The sequence below is a fragment of the Halomonas shengliensis genome (genome assembly GCF_900104135.1).
Classification (GTDB): domain Bacteria; phylum Pseudomonadota; class Gammaproteobacteria; order Pseudomonadales; family Halomonadaceae; genus Halomonas; species Halomonas shengliensis.
In genome coordinates, this window is record NZ_FNIV01000012.1 from 13,136 (window position 1) to 30,733 (window position 17,598).

The window sequence follows — 17,598 nt, forward strand, 5'->3', positions numbered from 1 at the left end:
CGGGCCCGCCCCACCGGATCAGTCGGTCAGCGGATTCGGCTTGGCCGGATCGATGTTGTACTTCGCCAGCGCCTCGCCGATCACCTTGCGCTCGAGCTCGCCGCGCTCTGCGAGCGCCTTGAGGGCGGCCACGGCGACGAAGCGGCGATCCACCTCGAAGAACTCGCGCAGCTTCTCGCGGGTATCGGAGCGGCCGAAGCCGTCGGTCCCCAGCACGTGGTAGTCGGTGGGCACCCAGGCACGCACCTGGTCGGCGAACAGGCGCATGTAGTCGGTGGCGGCGACCGCCGGCCCCTGGCGACCCTCCAGGCAGCGGGTGACGTGGGGCTTGCCCGGCTCGGCCTCGGGGTTCAGGAAGGCCTCGCGATCCAGGCCCAGCGCCTCGCGACGCAGCTCGCTGAAGCTCGGCACGCTCCAGATGTCGGCGCCCACGCCCCAGTCGTCGCGGAGCAGCTCGGCGGCGGCCTCCACCTCGCGCAGGATGGTGCCGGAACCCATCAGCTGCACGCGGGCCTTGTCGCCCTGGGTCTCGCGCAGCAGGTACATGCCCTTGATGATGTCGTCCGCGGGCACCTCCTCCATCTCGGGGTGCTCGTAGTTCTCGTTCATCACCGTCAGGTAGTAGAAGCAGGGCTCCTTGTCGACGAACATCCGGGTCAGGCCACTCTGCACGATCACCGCCAGCTCGTGGGCATAGGTGGGATCGTAGGTGCGGCAGTTGGGGATCATCGACGCCTGCAGGTGGCTGTGGCCGTCCTGGTGCTGCAGGCCCTCGCCGTTGAGGGTGGTGCGGCCGGCGGTGCCGCCGACCAGGAAGCCGCGCGCCTGCAGGTCACCGGCCGCCCAGGCCAGGTCGCCGATGCGCTGGAAGCCGAACATCGAGTAGTAGATGTAGAAGGGCAGCAGCGGCAGGCCGTGGTTGGCGTAGGAGGTGGCCGCGGCGATCCACGAGGACATCGCACCCGCCTCGGTGATGCCCTCCTCGAGCACCTGGCCGGCCTTGTCCTCGCGGTAGAACATCAGCTGGCCCTTGTCCATGGGCTCGTACTTCTGGCCCTCGGAGGTGTAGATGCCGAGCTGGCGGAACATGCCCTCCATGCCGAAGGTGCGCGCCTCGTCGGGGACGATGGGCACCACCTGCTTGCCGAAGCCCTTGTGCTTGACCAGGCCGTTGAGCACCCGTACGAAGGCCATGGTGGTGGAGACCTCGCGGCCCTTGGAGCCGCCCATCTGGCTGGCGAAGATCTTGTCGTCCAGCCCCGGAATCTCCAGCGCCTCGAAGTCGTGCTGGCGCGCCGGCAGGTAGCCGCCCAGCCGCTCGCGCTGGAGATGCATGTACTTCATCTCCGGCGTGTCGTCGGCCGGCTTGTAGTAGGGCATGTCGTGCTCGATCTCCTCGTCGGAGATCGGGATGCCGAAGCGGTCGCGGAAGCGCTTGAGCACCTCGGGATCGTCGATGGACTTGACCTGGTGGGCCTCGTTGTCGGCCTCGCCGCCGTCGGCACCCAGGCCGTAGCCCTTGACGGTATGCGCCAGCACCACGGTGGGACGCCCGTTGGCGTTGTTCACCGCCTGGTGGTAGGCCGCGTAGACCTTGAACGGGTCATGGCCGCCGCGGTTGAGCTTCCAGATGTCCTCGTCGGAGAGGTCCTTGACCATCTCGGCGGTCTCGGGGTACTTGCCGAAGAAGTTTTCCCGGGTATAGGCCCCGCCGTTGGCCTTGCAGTTCTGGTACTCGCCATCGACGGTCTCGTCCATGACCTTCTGCAGCACCCCCTTCTTGTCCTTCTCGAAGAGCGGATCCCACAGGCGGCCCCAGACCACCTTGATGACGTTCCAGCCGGCGCCCCGGAACACGCCCTCCAGCTCGTCCATGATGCGCGAGTTGCCGCGCACCGGACCGTCGAGGCGCTGCAGGTTGCAGTTGATCACGAAGATCAGGTTGTCGAGCTTCTCGCGGCTGGCCAGATGAATGGCGCCCAGGGACTCCGGCTCGTCACACTCGCCGTCGCCCATGAAGCACCAGATCTTGCGATCCTGCATCGGCTGCAGGTCGCGCTGATCCAGGTACTTCATGACGTGGGCCTGGTAGATCGCCATGATCGGGCCCAGGCCCATGGAGACCGTGGGCAGCTGCCAGAAGTCGGGCATCAGCCAGGGGTGCGGGTAGGACGAGAGCCCGTTGCCGTCGACCTCCTGGCGGTAGTTGTCCATCTGCTCCTCGGTCAGTCGTCCCTCGAGGAAGGCGCGGGCGTAGATGCCCGGGGAGCTGTGGCCCTGGATGAACACCAGGTCGCCCTGGAAGTCGCCGTTGGGGGCACGGAAGAAGTGGTTGAAGCCCACCTCGTAGAGGGTGGCGCTGGACATGTAGCTGGCCAGATGGCCGCCGATGCCCTTCTGCTTGCGGTTGGCGCGGGTCACCATCGCCGCCATGTTCCAGCGGATCATGGAGCGGATCTTGCGCTCCATGAAGAGGTCGCCGGGCATCGGCGCCTCGCGGTGCACCGGGATGGTGTTGCGATGCGGCGTGGTCGCCGAGAAGGGGGGCTGGGTACCGTCGCGGCGCAGGCGGTCGGCCAGGCGCGTGAGCAGGTACCGGGCGCGCTCCTCGCCCTCATGATCCAGAACCGATTCGAGGGATTCCAGCCACTCTTCGGTCTCGACCGGATCGAGATCCTCTCTTGCCTCCAGACTCATAGACGTCTCTCCGAATGACGATGGGATGTCGTGTGCTCGCTGAGCGGGCAGCAGGCGCCCTCTCGCCAGAGAGGCAGCACGCCGCATGACAACGTTGTAATTTTTCTACAGGACGGGCGTCGGACGCACCGTTTCTGCGTGGAAGATACCGTATACGCCCCGCCCTGCCAATTCAACAAGGATTGGAATTATTTTCCACAAACAAGGCATTGCACCGCAGCACAAGGGCTTGCGAGACACCAGGCAAGATGATTCCGACGAAGGTCAAGGGGTTGTAAGTAAACTACCGTTTGAAGCAAGCGAGCGGCCTGCCTCTCCCCCGTCAGTCCGGCTCCCGCCGCGCGGCCAGGCGCTGCCGCCAGTAGGCCCAGTCGAAGGCGGGTCCGGGGTCGGACTTGCGCAGCGGCGCCACCTCGGCATGGCCGGCGATGCGCGAGGCGTCCAGGGCGGGATAGGCGGCGAAGAGCGCGCGGGTGACCTCGGCCAGGCGCTCGTACTGGGCGGCGGTGTAGGGCGAGACCTCGTCGCCCTCCAGCTCGATGCCGATGGCGAAGTCGTTGAGGGCGGCCCTCCAGCGCGCACCATCGCGCCAGCGGGAGCGCCCGGCGTGCCAGGCGCGGCGCCGGAAGGGCACGAACTGCACGCACTCGCCGTCGCGACGGATCAGCAGGTGGGCCGAGACCCGCAGCCCCTGGATGGCGGCGAAGAAGGGGTGTGCCGACGGATCGAGGCGGTTGGTGAAGAGGCGCTCGATGGCATCCCCGCCGAACACCCCCGGCGGCAGGCTGATGGAGTGCAGCAGCAGCAGCGACACCTCGCCCTCCGGCCGCGCGTCGCAGTTGGGCGAGGGCACCCGCCGCGCCGAGGTCAACCAACCCTGTTCGATCACCATGCCCCTCCCCTGACGTGATTCGAGTGGATTGCCTATAATGGGCGCCCCCGGCCGGCTCGGCCACCCCACCTCGACCCGTGAGGCAACGCATGCACTACCAGGACGCCCTAGCCGAAGAGATCCGCGACGCCGCCGCCCGCCTGCTGGCCGAGGACGTCGGCCCCGGCGACATCACCGCCGGGCTGATCCCCGCCGAGCAGCATGCCCAGGCCCGGGTCATCACCCGCGAGGCCTGCGTGCTGTGCGGGGTGGCCTGGGTCGACGAGCTGTTCCGGCGCCTGGATCCCACGGTGGCGCTACGCTGGCAGGCTGCCGACGGCGACCGCCTGGAGGCGGGCCAGGCCTTCCTCGAGCTCGAGGGCTCGGCACGCAGCCTGCTGACCGGCGAGCGCGCCGCGCTCAACCTGCTGCAGACCCTCTCCGCCACCGCCACCCGCACCCGCCACTACGTCGACCTGATCGGAGACACCGGGGTGCGCCTGCTGGATACCCGCAAGACCCTGCCCGGCCTGCGCCTGGCCCAGAAGTACGCGGTGGCCTGCGGCGGGGGACACAACCACCGTCTCGGCCTGTGGGACGCCTTCTTGATCAAGGAGAACCATATCGCCGCCTGCGGCGGCATCGCCGCGGCGGTGCAGGAGGCCCGCGATATCGCCCGCGACCTGCCGGTAGAGGTGGAGGTGGAGACCTTCGAGGAGCTGGAGCAGGCGCTGGCCGCCGGGGCCGACGTGATCATGCTCGACAACTTCAGCCTTGACGAGCTGCGCGAGGCGGTGCGCCGCGGCGCCGGCCGCGCGATCCTGGAGGCCTCCGGCAACGTCGACGAGACCACCCTGCGTGCCATCGCCGAGACCGGCGTCGACTGCATCTCCAGCGGCGCCCTGACCAAGGACGTCAAGGCGATCGACCTCTCCATGCGTCTGCTGGACTGAGACGGATCGACCGGGCGCCGACGGGAGGCGCCCTCAGGTCTCCAGCGCCACCAGGCGCTTCTCCAGGCGGTGGCGCGGCAGCCGCTCGCCGCCGCGCTCGACCCACTCCTGCCCCAGGTCGCGCCAGCCGCGGCGCACCAGCCCCTCGGCCAACAGCAGGCTCGCCTCGATGCTGGCCCGCCCCACGCCCTGCTCTACCAGCAGCCGCTCGGCGTGGATCAGCAGGGTCGCGCCGATCCCGCGACGCGCAAGCGACGGCCAGACGTAGAGGGTCACGATGCGCCCGCGCGCCGGCTCGAGCTCCAGGAAGCCCACGCAGCGCCCGTCGCACTCCGCCACCAGGGTGGTGTAGAGCGCCTGGCGCGCCGCCCAGGCGCTGGCGTCGCGCGGCAGCGCCGAGACCCAGGCCTCGCGCTGGGCCACGCTGTAATGGGCCATGGCGCCCTGCATCACGGCGTGGTGGAAGACCTCGGCCTGGTCGGCGCCGTCACGCGCCCGCGCCTCGCGATAGCGGATCCGCGGGCCGCGCCGCGAGGCGGCCTGGCCGGCGTCCGCGTTGGGGGTGTCGTTCATGGGGGTTCTCGTGCCGGGATGTTGCCGAGAGCCTACACAAGGGCGCCGGTCCCGCCAACCGGCCTCGCCGCCGCGGCAGGCGGCAGGCATAATGCCCGCCATGAGCGTCTCCGCCCCCCTTCCCAACATCACGCTGTCGCCCATCGGCGTCATCGAGAGCGACTTCCCCGACAAGTTCGGCGTGCCCCGCCAACCGGGGCTCGCCCCCTCGGCGCGTGCCACGCTCCGCCTGCTGCCGCCCTACGACGACCCACTGGCGGTGCGCGGCCTGGAGGCGTTCAGCCACCTGTGGCTCACCTTCCTGTTCCATCAGAGCCCAGAGCGCTGGACGCCGCTGGTGCGCCCACCGCGCCTAGGCGGCAACCGCAAGGTCGGCGTCTTCGCCAGCCGCAGCACCCACCGCCCCAACCGCCTGGGGCTCTCGCTGGTGGAGCTACTCGCGGTCGACCTCGGCGACGGGGTCAGGCTGACCCTGGCCGGCGCCGACCTGGTGAGCGGCACCCCGGTGCTGGACATCAAGCCCTACCTGCCCTGGGCCGAGGCGCACCCCGAGGCCCGCGGCGGCTTCGCCCCCGAGGCACCGCCCCGGCTGGCGGTGCGCTTCGAGGCACCCGCCGAGGCGGCACTGGCCGTGCGCGAGGACGCCGCCTCGCTGCGTGCGCTGATCATCGAGGTGCTGGCCCAGGATCCCCGGCCCGCCTATCGCCGCGGCGGCGAGGCACGCACCTACGGGGTACGCCTGCGCGACGTCGACGTGCGCTTCCGCGTCCTCACCGACGAGGCGGGCTCACCCCGGCTCGAGGTGGTGGAGATCGCCGCCTCCTGACGCGACCAGGGGCCCCGCAGGGCCCCTGGTGATGACACGGAAATACCCGGAAGGCTCAGCCGAAATCGATACCGATCCGGCGCCCCACCTCCTCGTAGGCCTCGATCACGCCGCCCAGCCCCTGGCGGAAGCGGTCCTTGTCGAGCTTCTCGCGGCTCTTGGCGTCCCACAGCCGGCAGCCGTCCGGGGAGAATTCGTCGCCCAGCACGATCCGGCCCTGGAAGAGGCCGAACTCCAGCTTGTAGTCCACCAGCAGCAGGCCGCCGTCGGCGAAGAGTTGCTTGAGCACGGCGTTGACCTTGAAGGTGAGCGCCTTCATCTCCGCCAGCTGCTCGGGGGTCGCCCAGCCGAAGGTCTCGGCCAGCGACTCGTTGATCATCGGGTCGTGCAGGGCGTCGTTCTTGAGGAACAGCTCGAAGGTGGGCGGGTTCAGCTCCTGTCCCTCGGCGACCCCCAGGCGCTTGACCAGGCCGCCGGCGGCGAGGTTGCGCACCACGCACTCCACCGGGATCATCTCGAGCCTCTTGACCAGGCTCTCGGTGTCGGAGAGACGCTTCTCGAAGTGGGTGGGCACGCCGGCCTCGGCGAGCGTCTCCATGATGAAGGCGTTGAAGCGATTGTTGACCATGCCCTTGCGGTCCAGCGACTCCATGCGCTCGCCGTCGAAGGCACTGGTGTCATCGCGGAATTGCAGTATCACGCGATCGGGGTCATCGGTGGCGAAGACCGACTTGGCCTTGCCGGCGTAGAGTTCTTGACGCTTTTCCATGGCAGCCTCCGGGGGCTCGAGTCAGGAAGGAAGGTAGGGCTCAGGCGATGGCCTGCCACGCCAGGCCATCGTCCTGGCAGGTCACCATCAGCCGCGATTCGTCGCCGTCGAGCAGCGGCACCAGGGCCTCCAGCGCCAGCTCGGGGCGGTTGTTGTGTTCCGAGAGGTGCGAGCAGGCGATGCGCTGCAGGCGATCCAGGCCGAGGCGGGACAGCAGGCGAGCCGCCTGGGCGTTGGCCAGGTGCCCCCAGTCGCCACCCACCCGACGCTTCAGCCGCGGCGGATAGGGCCCCTCGGCCAGCAGTCGCACGTCGTGGTTGCACTCCAGCACCAGGGCATCGCAGCCGGCGAAGGCACGCGCCACATGCTCGGTGGGATGCCCCAGGTCGGTCAGCAGTCCCAGTCGCCGCCCGCCGCCCTGGATGCGGAACTGCACCGGTTCGCGGGCATCGTGGGGCACGGTCACCGGGTCGATGGAAAGCCCCTTCACCGCGAAGCGCGCCTGGGGGGTGATCCAGCGGCGTTCCGGCAGCTCGCCGAGGCGCCCCGAGGCCCAGGTGCCCGGGGTCAACCACACCGGCAGGCGGTAGCGGCGCGCCAGGGCGCCGATGCCACGGATATGGTCGCCGTGCTCGTGGGTCACCAGCAGGGCATCGAGCTGGCGCGGGTGCATGCCCAGCCGTCCCAGGCGCCGCTCCGCCTCGCGCAGGCTGAAGCCGCAGTCCACCAGCAGGTGGGTCTCGCCGTCGCTGACCAGGGTGGCATTGCCCTTGCTGCCGCTGCCCAGGGAGGCGAAGCGCAGCCGCCCCGGCGGCACCTCCTGCGTCGCCGTCATCAGCGCAGCAGGCTCGCCACCCGCTCCAGCAGCTCACGGCGATCCTCGGCGCCGACGTGTTGCTCGCCGGCATTATCCACGCGCAACAGGGTTCGCCGGGGCCCCAGGCTTTCCAGCACCAGGCTGAGCTCGACCGGCGAGGCGGAAGTCACCAGCCCCTCCCAGAACCCCTGACGACGCTCCGAGATCGGCAGGTAACGGATCCGATGGGAGAAGCCTTCGGGGTCGCTCTCGAGCAGCTCGCGGCGCTCCTCCACGGTGAAGTCGCGCTTGAGCTGGTAGTCGAGCTCGGCCCAGGTACGCTCGATGTCCAGGGGCACCTCGACCACCCACTCGTCGCCGCGCTCGACCAGGCGCAGGCGCTCCTCGCCAGCCAGTCCCTGGGCGCGTAACGAGGCCGCGGTGGCGGCCGAGGCACTGCGCGCGGCGAAGTACTCCTCCAGGGCGTCCAGGCAGGCGCCCACCGGGCTGCCGGCCTGATCGCAACGCACCTCGCTGTCACCGCTGCGCAGCCCCTGGCGAACGCTGAGCCGTGCCTGGCGGGTCTCGATCACCCCGCGGCCGATGTCGCTGGCCTCGACGCCGAGGCCACGGCTGCGGGCGAAGCCCTCCAGCAGGGGCCAGACGCTGTCCGGGGCGGCAGCCACCACCAGCCAGGCGTCATCGCCCACGGCGCGGCGCTCGACGAAGTCACGCTCGACGCGGCCGGCGCCCAGCGCCTGGGGCGCCGGCGCCTCGAAGCCGTCGTCGCCGGCGCGGAAGCTACCGGCGGCCTCAGGCACCGGCATGGCATCGCGGAAACGCTCACGGTCGCGCCCCTCGGGAAGCACCAGGGGCGGTGCCTGGCGAGCATCGGCGTAGTCGATGTTGCGGTCGTGGTAGTAGCCGTCGTCGCGGGCGCAGCCGGCCAGGGCGACGAACGCCGCCAGGGGCAGCCATTTCAGCGCGGGGGTCATGGGTCCACCTTGCATCCAGTTCTCCAGGGGTCCGGCGCGGCGCCGATCAGTCGTCGATCAGCCCGGCCAGCTGCAGGGCCTCGCTGATGGTGGAGTGGTACTTCTCCGAGAGCCAGGTGAGCGGCAGACGGATGCCGGGCTCGATCAGGCCCATGCGGTGGAGCGCCCACTTGACCGGGATCGGGTTGGCCTCGATGCCCAGGTTGGTGTGCAGCGGCATCAGGCGGGTGTTGAGCTGGTGGGCGCGCTCGGCGTCGCCGGCCACCGCGGCGGCGCAGAGGTCATGCATCGCCCGTGGCGCCACGTTGGCGGTCACCGAGATGTCGCCATGGCCGCCCATCAGCATGAAGTCGCAGGCGGTGCCGTCGTCACCGGAGTAGAGCATGAAGTCGCTGCCCTTGAGGCGCCCGATCAGGTCCTCGGCGCGCTCCAGGTTGCCGGTGGCATCCTTGAGGCCGGCGATGTTGTCCACCTCGGCCAGGCGCAGCACGGTCTCGTTGTAGAGGTCCGAACAGGTGCGGCCGGGCACGTTGTAGAGGATCACCGGCAGCTTGCTGCCCTCGGCGACGGCCTTGAAGTGGCGGTAGAGCCCCTCCTGGGTGGGCTTGTTGTAGTAGGGGCAGACCGACAGGCAGTAGTCGGCCCCCACCTCGCTGGCGTAGCGCGCCAGCTCCACCGCCTCGGAGGTGGCGTTGGCGCCGGTACCGGCGATCACCGGGATGCGCCCGTCGACCTCCTCCACCACGGCACGGATCACGTCGAAGTGTTCGGCGAAGGACATGGTGGTGGGCTCGCCGGTGGTGCCGGCGGCGACGATGCCGTCGGTGCCGTTGTCGAGGTGGAAGTTCACCAGGCGGCGCAGCGCCTCCCAGTCGATATCGCCATTGACCTTCATCGGCGTCGCCAGGGCGACGATGCTTCCCGTGACCATCCTCATCTTTCCTCTCGGTTCGACTGCTGCCGGTACGGCTGCGGCGCCAGGCCCCGGCCATGCCGGGGCGCAAGGGGCAGGCTGCCCCGCAAGTGTCAAATGGTACTCAGGCGGCCGGAGCCTGTACAGCGGCGGCGCGACTTTCCCCTGCCGCGCTTTGACAGCCGCTCGGCGGTTGCGTGTAATCGATGCCTCCCCTACCCGACCCTGGAGGCATCCATGAGCGTCAGCATCGGCCAGCCCATCCCCGACTTCACCGCCCTCGCCACCGGCGACCACGAGATCTCCCTCTCGGCGCTGAAGGGCCGGCAGGTGGTGGTCTACTTCTACCCCAAGGCCAGCACCCCGGGCTGCACCACCGAAGGCGGCGACTTCCGCGACCGCAAGGCGGCCTTCGACGCCGCCAACACCGTGATCCTGGGGGTCTCCCGGGACGGCATCCGCGCCCAGGAGAACTTCAAGGCCAAGCAAGGCTTCAACTTCGACCTCATCTCCGACAAGGAGGAGGCGGTGTGCCGGCTGTTCGACGTCATCAAGCTCAAGAAGCTCTACGGCAAGGAGCACCTGGGGATCGAGCGCAGCACCTTCCTGATCGACGCCGAGGGCAGGCTTGCCCGGGAGTGGCGCGGGGTCAAGGTCAAGGGGCATGCCCAAGAGGTACTGGAGGCGGCCCAGGCACTGCATGAAGGTCGCCTCGACGCCGACTGACGCACGCCAGCACCGCGCCGGCGACCCTCACTCCCCCGCCGGCGCGACGTGGCCCTCGTCCTCGCGGTGGCGCTTGATCCCCCGGGGCCAGGCATAGACCAGCGCCTTGAGCAGGGTGGCCAGGGGAATGGCGAAGAAGATTCCCCAGAAGCCCCAGATCCCGCCGAAGAACAGCACCGCCACGATGATCGACACCGGGTGCAGGTTCACCGCCTCGGAGAACAACACCGGCACCAGCACGTTGCCATCCAGCGCCTGAATCACGCCGTAGGCCACCAGCACGTAGAGGAACTCGTCGGTCATGCCGAAGTGGAAGCCGGCCACCGCCGCCACCGGCAGGGTGGCCACCGCCGCCCCGATATAGGGCACCAGCACCGAGAAGCCCACCAGCACCGCCAGCAGGGCGGTGTAGGGCAGGCCGAAGAAGGCGAAGGTGATGAAGGCCACGGTGCCGACGATCATGATCTCGATGAACTTGCCGCGCACGTAGTTGGCGATCTGGCTGTCCATCTCGTGCCAGATGCGGGTCATCAGGGTGCGCTTCTGGGGCAGCAGCGAGACGGTGAAGCCCACCAGCGCCTCGCGATCCTTGAGCAGGAAGAACACCAGGATCGGTACCAGCACCAGGTAGACGATCAGCGCCAGCACGTTGCCGAGCGAGGCCAGCGACAGCGTCAGGGCGCGCTGCCCGAGCTGGGTGATCTCACGCCCCGCCGCGGCGATCCAGTTCTGGATCTGGTCCGGGGTGACCAGCTGCGGATAGCGCGCCTGGAGGTCATCGAGCAGCCGCTGGCCGCTGGCGAACATCCGCGGCGTCTCCTGCACCAGCCCCACCAGCTGGTTCCAGATCAGCGGCATCAGGATCAGCGCCATGGCCAGCAGCAGCCCCACGAAGGCCAGGAAGACCAGCGTCACCGCCAGCAGGTGCGGCACCCGGTGGCGCTCCAGCCAACTCACCGCCCCCTGCAGCAGGAAGGCCAGCACCAGGGCGGTCAGGAAGGGGGCCAGCATGCGCCCCATGAAGATCACCACCGCGAAGCCCACCACCAGCAGCACCAGCAGGATCACCGCCTCCTCGTCGGAGAGGTAGTGGTCGACCCAGCTCTTGAGCACCGCCCGCAGCGTCATGAGGCGCGCTCCTCGCCCTTGCGCAACCAGTAGTGGTAGATGCCGTCGCGCTCCTCCCTGGCCGGCATGGCATGGGGGCTGAGCTCGACATAGCTGGCGAAGTCCTGCCAGGAGCCGGCATCGGTGGCACGCACCTCGAGCAGCTGGCCCGCCTCGAGCCGAGCCAGCGCCTGCTTGGCCTTGAGCAGGGGCAGCGGGCAGGGCAGCCCGCAGACGTCGAGCACTTGGTCGGGTTGCAGCGACATGGAGACTCCCGGAAGAATGCAGGAAGGCGCCGCCGGCGTGCCGGCGACGAAAACCCTGAAGGTTTACAGGCACCAGAGATTTAAAGGCACTTTGCGGGGCGAATCAATGTCAGAGAGCGAGCGCACGCCCCGCCCGAAGGAGAGCACCCCCATGCCATCGCGCCCCCTCACCCGCCTCGCCGGCGTGCTGCTCGGCCTCGGCCTGGCGCTCCCCGCCGCCGGCCAGTGGACCACGCCCGGCTGGGAGCAGGAGGCCGAGCTGCCCAGCCTGACGAGCGCGGGAAGCCGCGCCGCCGCCGGCGAGGAGTACCGCCTCGGCCGCGCCTGGCTGCGCCAGTTCCGCGCCCGGGCACCGCAGTGGCAGGACCCCATCGCCCGGGACTACGTGGAGGCGCTGGTGGCGCGCCTGGCGCCTCACAGCGGCCTGGGGGGCAGCGACCTGATCGTCACCCTCGTGGACAGCCACCGCCTCAACGCCTTCGCCGTGCCGGGCGGGGTCATCGGGGTCAACGCCGGGCTCTTCGCCTTCGCCGCCCGGGAGGCGGAGCTGGCCTCGGTCCTGGCCCACGAGCTCGGCCACCTGGCCCAGCGTCACTACGCCCGCGGCCAGGCCCGCGCCGAGCAGACCCAGGTACCGGCCATGGCCGCCATGCTCGCCGGCATGCTGATCGCCGCGGCGGGCGGCGGCGACGCCGGCATCGGCGTGGCCATGGGCTCCCAGGCCGCCTTCATCCAGGACCAGCTGGCCTACTCGCGACGCTATGAGCAGGAGGCCGACCGCCTCGGCCTGCAGGTGATGGCCGAGGCCGGCTACGACCCCGAGGCCATGGCGTCGATGTTCCGCGCCATGCAGCGCCTGACCAGCCTGCAGGGCGGCACCCCCCCGGAGTTCCTGCTCACCCACCCGCTGACGGAGTCGCGGATCAGCGATACCGCGTCGCGCGCCGCCCAGCTCGAGGCCAAGCCCCGCCGCGAGGACCTGCAATACCACCTGGTGCGCGCCCGGGCGCTGCTGAGCATCCATGCACGCGACCCGCAGCAGTCGCTGACCCGCCAGGCCCAGGACGCCCCACCGGCCGCCGCCCGGCGCTACCTGGAGGCGCTGGTCGCCGCCGAGCGCGGCGAGACCACCACCGCCCTGCGCCGGCTCGACGCCCTGGCCCGGGAGTTTCCCGACCTGAGCCTGCTGCCCGCCTCGGCCGCCGAGGTCGCCCTCGACGCCGGGCGCATCGACGACGCCATCCAGCGCAGTCGGCGCCAGCTGCGGCTGGTACCGGGCCATGTGCCTACGCAGCTGGTGCTCGGCGAGGCACTGCTTCAGCGCGACCCGGACGAGGCATGGCGGGTCCTGAGGGAGCTGGCCGAGCGTCGCCCGGAGGATCCCGGGGTCTTCACGCTGCTGGCGGAAGCCGCGGGGCGCAGCGGCCGCGAGGCCTGGGGCCACCTGGCCCGCGCCGAGCACCAGCAGCTGACCGGGCGCATCACCGAGGCGATCCGCCAGCTGGGGGTGGCCCGCCGCGTGGCCGAGCGCGACGGCGACGCCGCCGCCACCGCCCGCATCGACCAGCGCTACCAGGCCTTTCTCGGCTACCGTGAGACGCTGGAGGAGTTTCAGTAAGCGCAGGAAAAAGCCAGCGCTGACATGGCCCACAACAAAAGACACCCCGAAGGCCTTGGCCTGCGGGGTGTCTTGTGGCTCGACGCTCACTTCTGGAAGTTGAGCATCCGCTCCAGGGGCTTGAGCGCGGCCTGGCGCAAGGCGGCGTCGACCCGGATCTCGCCGTGACCGTGGCGCAGGGCGTCGGCCAGGTTGTCCAGGGCGTTCATCGCCATCCACGGGCAGTGGGCGCAGCTCCTGCAGGTGGCGCCGTTGCCGGCGGTGGGCGCCTCGAAGAGGGTCTTCTCGGGCACCGCCTGCTGCATCTTGAAGAAGATGCCGCGATCGGTGGCCACGATCAGCTTGTCGTTGGGCAGCGACTTGGCGGCCTGGATCAGCTGGGAGGTGGAGCCCGCCACGTCGGCCAGCGCCACCACCGAGGCCGGCGACTCGGGGTGCACCAGCACCGCCGCCTCGGGGTAGAGCGCCTTGAGCTCCTCGACCCCCTGGGCCTTGAACTCCTCATGGACGATGCAGGCACCGTCCCACAGCAGCATGTCGGCGCCGGTCTGCTTCTGGATGTAGCCGCCGAGGTGCTTGTCCGGTGCCCACAGGATCTTCTCGCCACGGGCCTGCAGGTGCTCGATCACGTCCACGGCGATGGAGGAGGTCACCACCCAGTCGGCGCGCGCCTTCACCGCCGCCGAGGTGTTGGCGTAGACCACCACGGTGCGCTCGGGATGGGCATCGCAGAAGGCCGCGAACTCGTCGGCCGGACAGCCCAGGTCCAGCGAGCAGGTCGCCTCCAGGGTGGGCATCAGCACGCGCTTCTCCGGGGAGAGGATCTTGGCGGTCTCGCCCATGAAGCGCACCCCGGCCACCACCAGGGTGTCGGCCTGGTGACGGGCGCCGAAGCGTGCCATCTCCAGGGAATCCGCCACGCAGCCGCCGGTCTCCTCGGCGAGCTGCTGGATGGCGTCGTCGGTGTAGTAGTGGGCCACCAGGACGGCGTTGTGGGCCTCGAGAAGGCGCTTGATCTCCTCGATGCGGGCCTCGTCCTCGGCGGGGATTCGGGTGGGGCAGTAGGTGCGGGTCAGGTGCTCACGCACCTGGGCACGGGAAGTCATGATCGTCATCGTGTCTACCACTGTGACCGGCAGGGGCTCCCCCTGCGCATTGCGGGAACATCCCGGCCGCGCGCTCCGCGCGGTGGATGCGCCGATGAGCCTGGCCGCGTCTCTCGCCTGCAGGCTCCCGAGGCCTATTCTAGACCACGACGCTGGGGAATTGACCCCTCCCGGTCAAGGAATCGTCACCCCGGCATGGCAGCCTGGTCGGCCGGGTGCATGCACCCCAACCGAAAACGCCCCGACCTCTGGGAGGCCGGGGCGTCGGAATTGGTGGGTCGTGTAGGATTCGAACCTACGACCAATTGGTTAAAAGCCAACTGCTCTACCAACTGAGCTAACGACCCGAGCTTGCGAACAAGCCTCGGTCCGGATGGTGGGTCGTGTAGGATTCGAACCTACGACCAATTGGTTAAAAGCCAACTGCTCTACCAACTGAGCTAACGACCCGTCCGAACGGGGGCAGATAATACTGATCCCCCCTCCGGCTGGCAAGGGATTTTTTGCCTTTTGTCGCCGACGCGACTCAGCGGCGCCCCTTGGGCTTGCGCATCGCCTGCACCGGCTTGCGCTTGTGCTTGTCGCGGCTCCAGCGGTTTTTCTCGTCCGGGGTCAGGTCCGGCACCTTGCGCGGCGGCAGGCCGGCCAGCTCGGCCAGGTCGTCGATCTCCTCCTGGGAGAGCTCCACCCACTCGCCGGCCTTGGCCCGCTTGTCGAGGAAGATGTTGCCGTAGCGCACCCGCTTGAGGCGGCTGACGGTCAATCCCTGGGACTCCCACAGGCGACGCACCTCGCGGTTGCGCCCCTCCATGATGACCACGTGGAACCAGGTGTTGATGCCCTCGCCGCCGAACTCCTGGACGTCGGTGAAGCGCGCCGGGCCGTCGTCGAGCATCACCCCCTCGACCATGGTCACCACCTGCTCCTTGGTCACCTCGCCCATCACCCGCACGGCGTACTCGCGCTCCACCTGGGTGGAGGGGTGCATCAGCCGGTTGGCGAGCTCGCCGTCGGTGGTGAACAGCAGCAGGCCGCTGGTGTTGATGTCGAGGCGGCCGATGGCGATCCAGCGCTCACCCTTGAGCCGCGGCAGCCGGTCGAACACGGTGCGCCGCCCCTCCGGGTCCTTGCGGGTGCAAAGCTCCCCCTCGGGCTTGTTGTACATGATCACCCGCCGCGGCACCTCCTCGGCGCCGCGCAGGGTCACCGGGCGGTTGTCGAAGAGCACCTTGTCGCGGGTCTCGATGCGGTCGCCCAGGGTCGCCACCTGGCCGTTGACCCTGACCCGGCCATCGGCGATGGCGGTCTCCATCTCGCGGCGCGAGCCGAGCCCGGCGCGGGCCAGGACCTTCTGCAGTTTTTCGCTGGTGTTGCTCATGAGTCGTCGTTCTCACTGGGTGTGGATTCCGCCCCCGGGGCAGCGTCATCGTCGACGCGGCCCCGGGCGCGTTCGGACAGGCGGGCTTCGAGGTCGGCGAAGCTCAGCCCGGTCCGCTCGGACGCCGTCCCGGCGTTCTCGTCGTCGGCCCTCCCGGCCGTCGTCTCGGGGGAGGCGACGCCTGCCGCCTCTCCCACTGTCTCGTCGTGATCATCTGCCGGCGCCTCGGCCGGCGCGTCCGCCTGGGCGAGGATCTCGGCCTGGGCCGGCGGTGGCCCCTCCGGATCGTCCTCCGGCGCCTCGAAGGCCTTGAGCTCGTGCATCGGCGGCAGCTCATCGAGGGTCTTGAGGCCGAAGTCGTCGAGGAAGCCGCGGGTGGTGGCGTAGACCGCCGGGCGGCCCGGCACGTCGCGATGGCCCACCACGCGGATCCAGCCGCGCTCCAGCAGGGTGCGCATGATCGAGCCGCTCACGGTGACGCCGCGCACCTCCTCGATGTCGCCGCGGGTCACCGGCTGACGATAGGCGATCAGCGCCAGGGTCTCCAGCAGCGCCCGGGAGTAGCGCTGGGGGCGCTCGTCCCACAGCCGCGATACCCAGGGCGAGAGCCGCGGGCGGATGCGCAGCTGGTAGCCGGAGGCGGTCTCGATCAGCTCCATGGCACCGCGCTCGTGGCGCATGCCGAGGCGCTCCAGCGCCTCGCGCAGGGCGCGACGCGGCGGGCGCTCATGGTCGTCGAAGAGCGCCTCGAGGCGCTCCAGGGCCAGCGGCTCGCCGGCGGCCAGCAACGCGGCCTCGAGGATCTCGTCCAGGGCCTCGGGGTATTCCATGGCGGTCATGGCGTCTCCTCCCCGTCCTCCTCGAAGGCGCTCTCGCCCTCCGCGGCCAGGTCGTCCAGCTCGCCGCCCTCCCCCGCGCCTCTCTCGCCCTCACCCAGGCTTACCCGGGCTCGCACATGGATCGGCGACAGCGGGGCGTTCTGGACGATCTCGATCATCGTCTCCTTGGCGAGCTCGAGGATCGCCATGAAGGTCACCACCACCCCGGCGCGCCCCTCCTCCAGGGTGAAGAGCGCTTCGAAGGGGGTGAAGCGCCCGCCCTCGAGGCACGCCATGATCGCCAGCATCCGCTCCCGGGTCGAGAGCCCCTCGCGGCTGATCTGGTGGGTCTGGTTGAGCTCGGCGCGGCGCAGGATGCCGGCCAGGGCCCCCAGCAGCTCGTCGAGCCCCACGTCCGGGTGGATCACCCGGCTCTCCAGCGGCGGCAGCGCCGCCTGGGCGGGGAACCAGTCGCGCCCCAGGCGCGGCAGCTCGGCCAGCGACTCGGCGGCGTGCTTGAGCCGCTCGTACTCCTGCAGGCGGCGGATCAGCTCGGCACGGGGGTCATCCTCCTCGTCGTCGCCGCCCTCCTTGGGCGGGCGCGGCAGCAGGGTGCGCGACTTGATCTCGGCGAGCATCGCCGCCATCAGCAGGTACTCGCCGGCCAGCTCGATCTCCATCGCCTTCATCAGCTCCACGTACTCGATGTACTGGTGGGTGATGGCGGCGACGTCGATGGCCAGGATATCGAGGTTCTGGCGCCGGATCAGGTAGAGCAGCAGGTCAAGCGGCCCCTCGAAGGCCTCGAGGAAGACCTTGAGCGCCTCCGGCGGGATATAGAGGTCCTCCGGCAGCTCGGTGATCGGCTCGTCGAACAGCCGTCCGAGCACCGCGGCATGGCCGGCCGCGGCGGCGGTCTGCTCGGGACTGGCGGTGTCGGGGGTGGCGCTCACGCGGCGTGCCTCTCCAGGGACGCAGGATCAACGGGGCAGTCTAGCAAGAGCGCGGCGCCGGAGACAGTTCTGACACCGCTTCTGCCGCCATGCCGACAGCGCTCGGGGCTTTACCGGCGACAGGCCTTCAGGGAGGCGCTATGAATCCCTCCCTGGACGCTACCTCGGCCCTGCGGCACTCTCGCGTCCCGCTTCGCTTGCAGGACCGGTGCTGGCCATCCATGGCCAGCCCG

General features: G+C 69.8%; 17 protein-coding genes and 2 tRNA genes. 4 read left to right on the forward strand and 15 right to left on the reverse strand.

The window, feature by feature from the left end; translation table 11 throughout:
* Positions 1–18: 18 nt before the first annotated feature.
* The gene (aceE, locus tag BLP95_RS14520; RefSeq protein ID WP_089680620.1) at positions 19–2,697 is read right to left on the reverse strand and encodes a pyruvate dehydrogenase (acetyl-transferring), homodimeric type; all 2,679 of its coding nucleotides are present in this window, start codon (positions 2,695–2,697) and stop codon (positions 19–21) included.
* A 322-nt stretch (positions 2,698–3,019) separates the two neighbouring features.
* On the reverse strand, positions 3,020–3,589 hold the full coding sequence (gene ampD, locus BLP95_RS14525; protein ID WP_089680622.1) for a 1,6-anhydro-N-acetylmuramyl-L-alanine amidase AmpD: 570 nt from the start codon (positions 3,587–3,589) through the stop codon (positions 3,020–3,022).
* 89 nt (positions 3,590–3,678) lie between these two features.
* On the opposite strand from ampD, the gene nadC reads away from it, so the two are divergent.
* Positions 3,679–4,521, forward strand: coding sequence for a carboxylating nicotinate-nucleotide diphosphorylase (gene nadC, locus BLP95_RS14530; RefSeq protein ID WP_089680624.1), 843 nt, complete (start codon positions 3,679–3,681; stop codon positions 4,519–4,521).
* A gap of 33 nt (positions 4,522–4,554) precedes the next feature.
* Here the strand turns inward: nadC and BLP95_RS14535 are convergent, their stop codons facing one another.
* On the reverse strand, positions 4,555–5,094 hold the full coding sequence (locus BLP95_RS14535; protein WP_089680626.1) for a GNAT family N-acetyltransferase: 540 nt from the start codon (positions 5,092–5,094) through the stop codon (positions 4,555–4,557).
* Positions 5,095–5,185: 91 nt separating this feature from the next.
* Between BLP95_RS14535 and tsaA the strand changes: the two genes are divergently transcribed.
* On the forward strand, positions 5,186–5,920 hold the full coding sequence (tsaA, locus tag BLP95_RS14540; protein WP_089680628.1) for a tRNA (N6-threonylcarbamoyladenosine(37)-N6)-methyltransferase TrmO: 735 nt from the start codon (positions 5,186–5,188) through the stop codon (positions 5,918–5,920).
* Positions 5,921–5,975: 55 nt separating this feature from the next.
* Here tsaA and purC read toward each other — a convergent pair whose 3' ends face one another.
* Genes purC through dapA form a run of 4 tightly spaced genes read right to left on the reverse strand, consistent with a single transcriptional unit; the run spans position 5,976 to position 9,411 of the window.
* Positions 5,976–6,689 (reverse strand): phosphoribosylaminoimidazolesuccinocarboxamide synthase, encoded by a 714-nt coding sequence (purC, locus tag BLP95_RS14545; RefSeq protein WP_089680629.1) that lies wholly within the window; start codon positions 6,687–6,689, stop codon positions 5,976–5,978.
* Between the two features lie 40 nt (positions 6,690–6,729).
* Entirely contained in the window at positions 6,730–7,524 is a 795-nt protein-coding gene (locus BLP95_RS14550) for an MBL fold metallo-hydrolase (RefSeq protein WP_089680631.1), read from the reverse strand.
* The gene (locus BLP95_RS14555; RefSeq protein ID WP_245678768.1) at positions 7,524–8,480 is read right to left on the reverse strand and encodes a lipoprotein, NlpB; all 957 of its coding nucleotides are present in this window, start codon (positions 8,478–8,480) and stop codon (positions 7,524–7,526) included. The genes BLP95_RS14550 and BLP95_RS14555 overlap by 1 nt, the downstream gene beginning before the upstream one ends.
* Positions 8,481–8,526: 46 nt before the next feature.
* Complete coding sequence (dapA, locus tag BLP95_RS14560) at positions 8,527–9,411, reverse strand: 4-hydroxy-tetrahydrodipicolinate synthase (RefSeq protein WP_089680633.1); 885 nt, start codon at positions 9,409–9,411, stop codon at positions 8,527–8,529.
* Positions 9,412–9,630: 219 nt separating this feature from the next.
* Between dapA and BLP95_RS14565 the strand changes: the two genes are divergently transcribed.
* The gene (locus BLP95_RS14565) at positions 9,631–10,119 is read left to right on the forward strand and encodes a peroxiredoxin (protein WP_089680634.1); all 489 of its coding nucleotides are present in this window, start codon (positions 9,631–9,633) and stop codon (positions 10,117–10,119) included.
* Positions 10,120–10,146: 27 nt separating this feature from the next.
* Here the strand turns inward: BLP95_RS14565 and BLP95_RS14570 are convergent, their stop codons facing one another.
* Together BLP95_RS14570 and BLP95_RS14575 are read right to left on the reverse strand one after the other, a co-directional pair.
* Positions 10,147–11,247 (reverse strand): AI-2E family transporter, encoded by a 1,101-nt coding sequence (locus tag BLP95_RS14570; RefSeq protein WP_089680636.1) that lies wholly within the window; start codon positions 11,245–11,247, stop codon positions 10,147–10,149.
* Positions 11,244–11,492 carry a sulfurtransferase TusA family protein gene (locus BLP95_RS14575; protein ID WP_089680639.1) on the reverse strand — a complete coding sequence of 83 codons (249 nt, stop codon included), beginning with the start codon at positions 11,490–11,492 and terminating at the stop codon, positions 11,244–11,246. Before BLP95_RS14575 ends, BLP95_RS14570 begins: the two co-directional genes overlap by 4 nt.
* Before the next feature lie 151 nt (positions 11,493–11,643).
* Here BLP95_RS14575 and BLP95_RS14580 point away from each other — a divergent pair, with 151 nt between their 5' ends.
* Positions 11,644–13,110, forward strand: coding sequence for a M48 family metalloprotease (locus BLP95_RS14580; RefSeq protein ID WP_089680641.1), 1,467 nt, complete (start codon positions 11,644–11,646; stop codon positions 13,108–13,110).
* An 86-nt stretch (positions 13,111–13,196) separates the two neighbouring features.
* On the opposite strand, the gene nadA is transcribed toward BLP95_RS14580, so the two are convergent.
* The 6 genes from nadA to BLP95_RS14610 form a co-directional block, all read right to left on the reverse strand.
* Positions 13,197–14,225 carry a quinolinate synthase NadA gene (nadA, locus tag BLP95_RS14585; RefSeq protein WP_089680643.1) on the reverse strand — a complete coding sequence of 343 codons (1,029 nt, stop codon included), beginning with the start codon at positions 14,223–14,225 and terminating at the stop codon, positions 13,197–13,199.
* A gap of 262 nt (positions 14,226–14,487) precedes the next feature.
* A tRNA-Lys gene (locus BLP95_RS14590) sits at positions 14,488–14,563 on the reverse strand.
* Between the two features lie 27 nt (positions 14,564–14,590).
* A tRNA-Lys gene (locus BLP95_RS14595) sits at positions 14,591–14,666 on the reverse strand.
* A 76-nt stretch (positions 14,667–14,742) separates the two neighbouring features.
* Positions 14,743–15,594, reverse strand: coding sequence for a 23S rRNA pseudouridine(2605) synthase RluB (gene rluB / locus BLP95_RS14600; RefSeq protein WP_089680645.1), 852 nt, complete (start codon positions 15,592–15,594; stop codon positions 14,743–14,745).
* A complete protein-coding gene (scpB, locus tag BLP95_RS14605; protein ID WP_089680647.1) occupies positions 15,591–16,433 on the reverse strand; it encodes an SMC-Scp complex subunit ScpB in 843 nt (280 codons plus the stop codon). Before scpB ends, rluB begins: the two co-directional genes overlap by 4 nt.
* On the reverse strand, positions 16,430–17,365 hold the full coding sequence (locus BLP95_RS14610; RefSeq protein ID WP_089680649.1) for a segregation and condensation protein A: 936 nt from the start codon (positions 17,363–17,365) through the stop codon (positions 16,430–16,432). The genes scpB and BLP95_RS14610 overlap by 4 nt, the downstream gene beginning before the upstream one ends.
* Between the last annotated feature and the right edge of the window lie 233 nt (positions 17,366–17,598).

What these genes read in the sequence shown, in the direction of transcription:
- aceE (WP_089680620.1), bottom strand. Translation starts at nt 2,697, where the DNA reads ATGAGTCTGGAGGCAAGAGAGGATCTCGATCCGGTCGAGACCGAAGAG.
- ampD (WP_089680622.1), bottom strand. Translation starts at nt 3,589, where the DNA reads ATGGTGATCGAACAGGGTTGGTTGACCTCGGCGCGGCGGGTGCCCTCG.
- nadC (WP_089680624.1), top strand. Translation starts at nt 3,679, where the DNA reads ATGCACTACCAGGACGCCCTAGCCGAAGAGATCCGCGACGCCGCCGCC.
- BLP95_RS14535 (WP_089680626.1), bottom strand. Translation starts at nt 5,094, where the DNA reads ATGAACGACACCCCCAACGCGGACGCCGGCCAGGCCGCCTCGCGGCGC.
- tsaA (WP_089680628.1), top strand. Translation starts at nt 5,186, where the DNA reads ATGCCCGCCATGAGCGTCTCCGCCCCCCTTCCCAACATCACGCTGTCG.
- purC (WP_089680629.1), bottom strand. Translation starts at nt 6,689, where the DNA reads ATGGAAAAGCGTCAAGAACTCTACGCCGGCAAGGCCAAGTCGGTCTTC.
- BLP95_RS14550 (WP_089680631.1), bottom strand. Translation starts at nt 7,524, where the DNA reads ATGACGGCGACGCAGGAGGTGCCGCCGGGGCGGCTGCGCTTCGCCTCC.
- BLP95_RS14555 (WP_245678768.1), bottom strand. Translation starts at nt 8,480, where the DNA reads ATGACCCCCGCGCTGAAATGGCTGCCCCTGGCGGCGTTCGTCGCCCTG.
- dapA (WP_089680633.1), bottom strand. Translation starts at nt 9,411, where the DNA reads ATGGTCACGGGAAGCATCGTCGCCCTGGCGACGCCGATGAAGGTCAAT.
- BLP95_RS14565 (WP_089680634.1), top strand. Translation starts at nt 9,631, where the DNA reads ATGAGCGTCAGCATCGGCCAGCCCATCCCCGACTTCACCGCCCTCGCC.
- BLP95_RS14570 (WP_089680636.1), bottom strand. Translation starts at nt 11,247, where the DNA reads ATGACGCTGCGGGCGGTGCTCAAGAGCTGGGTCGACCACTACCTCTCC.
- BLP95_RS14575 (WP_089680639.1), bottom strand. Translation starts at nt 11,492, where the DNA reads ATGTCGCTGCAACCCGACCAAGTGCTCGACGTCTGCGGGCTGCCCTGC.
- BLP95_RS14580 (WP_089680641.1), top strand. Translation starts at nt 11,644, where the DNA reads ATGCCATCGCGCCCCCTCACCCGCCTCGCCGGCGTGCTGCTCGGCCTC.
- nadA (WP_089680643.1), bottom strand. Translation starts at nt 14,225, where the DNA reads ATGACGATCATGACTTCCCGTGCCCAGGTGCGTGAGCACCTGACCCGC.
- rluB (WP_089680645.1), bottom strand. Translation starts at nt 15,594, where the DNA reads ATGAGCAACACCAGCGAAAAACTGCAGAAGGTCCTGGCCCGCGCCGGG.
- scpB (WP_089680647.1), bottom strand. Translation starts at nt 16,433, where the DNA reads ATGACCGCCATGGAATACCCCGAGGCCCTGGACGAGATCCTCGAGGCC.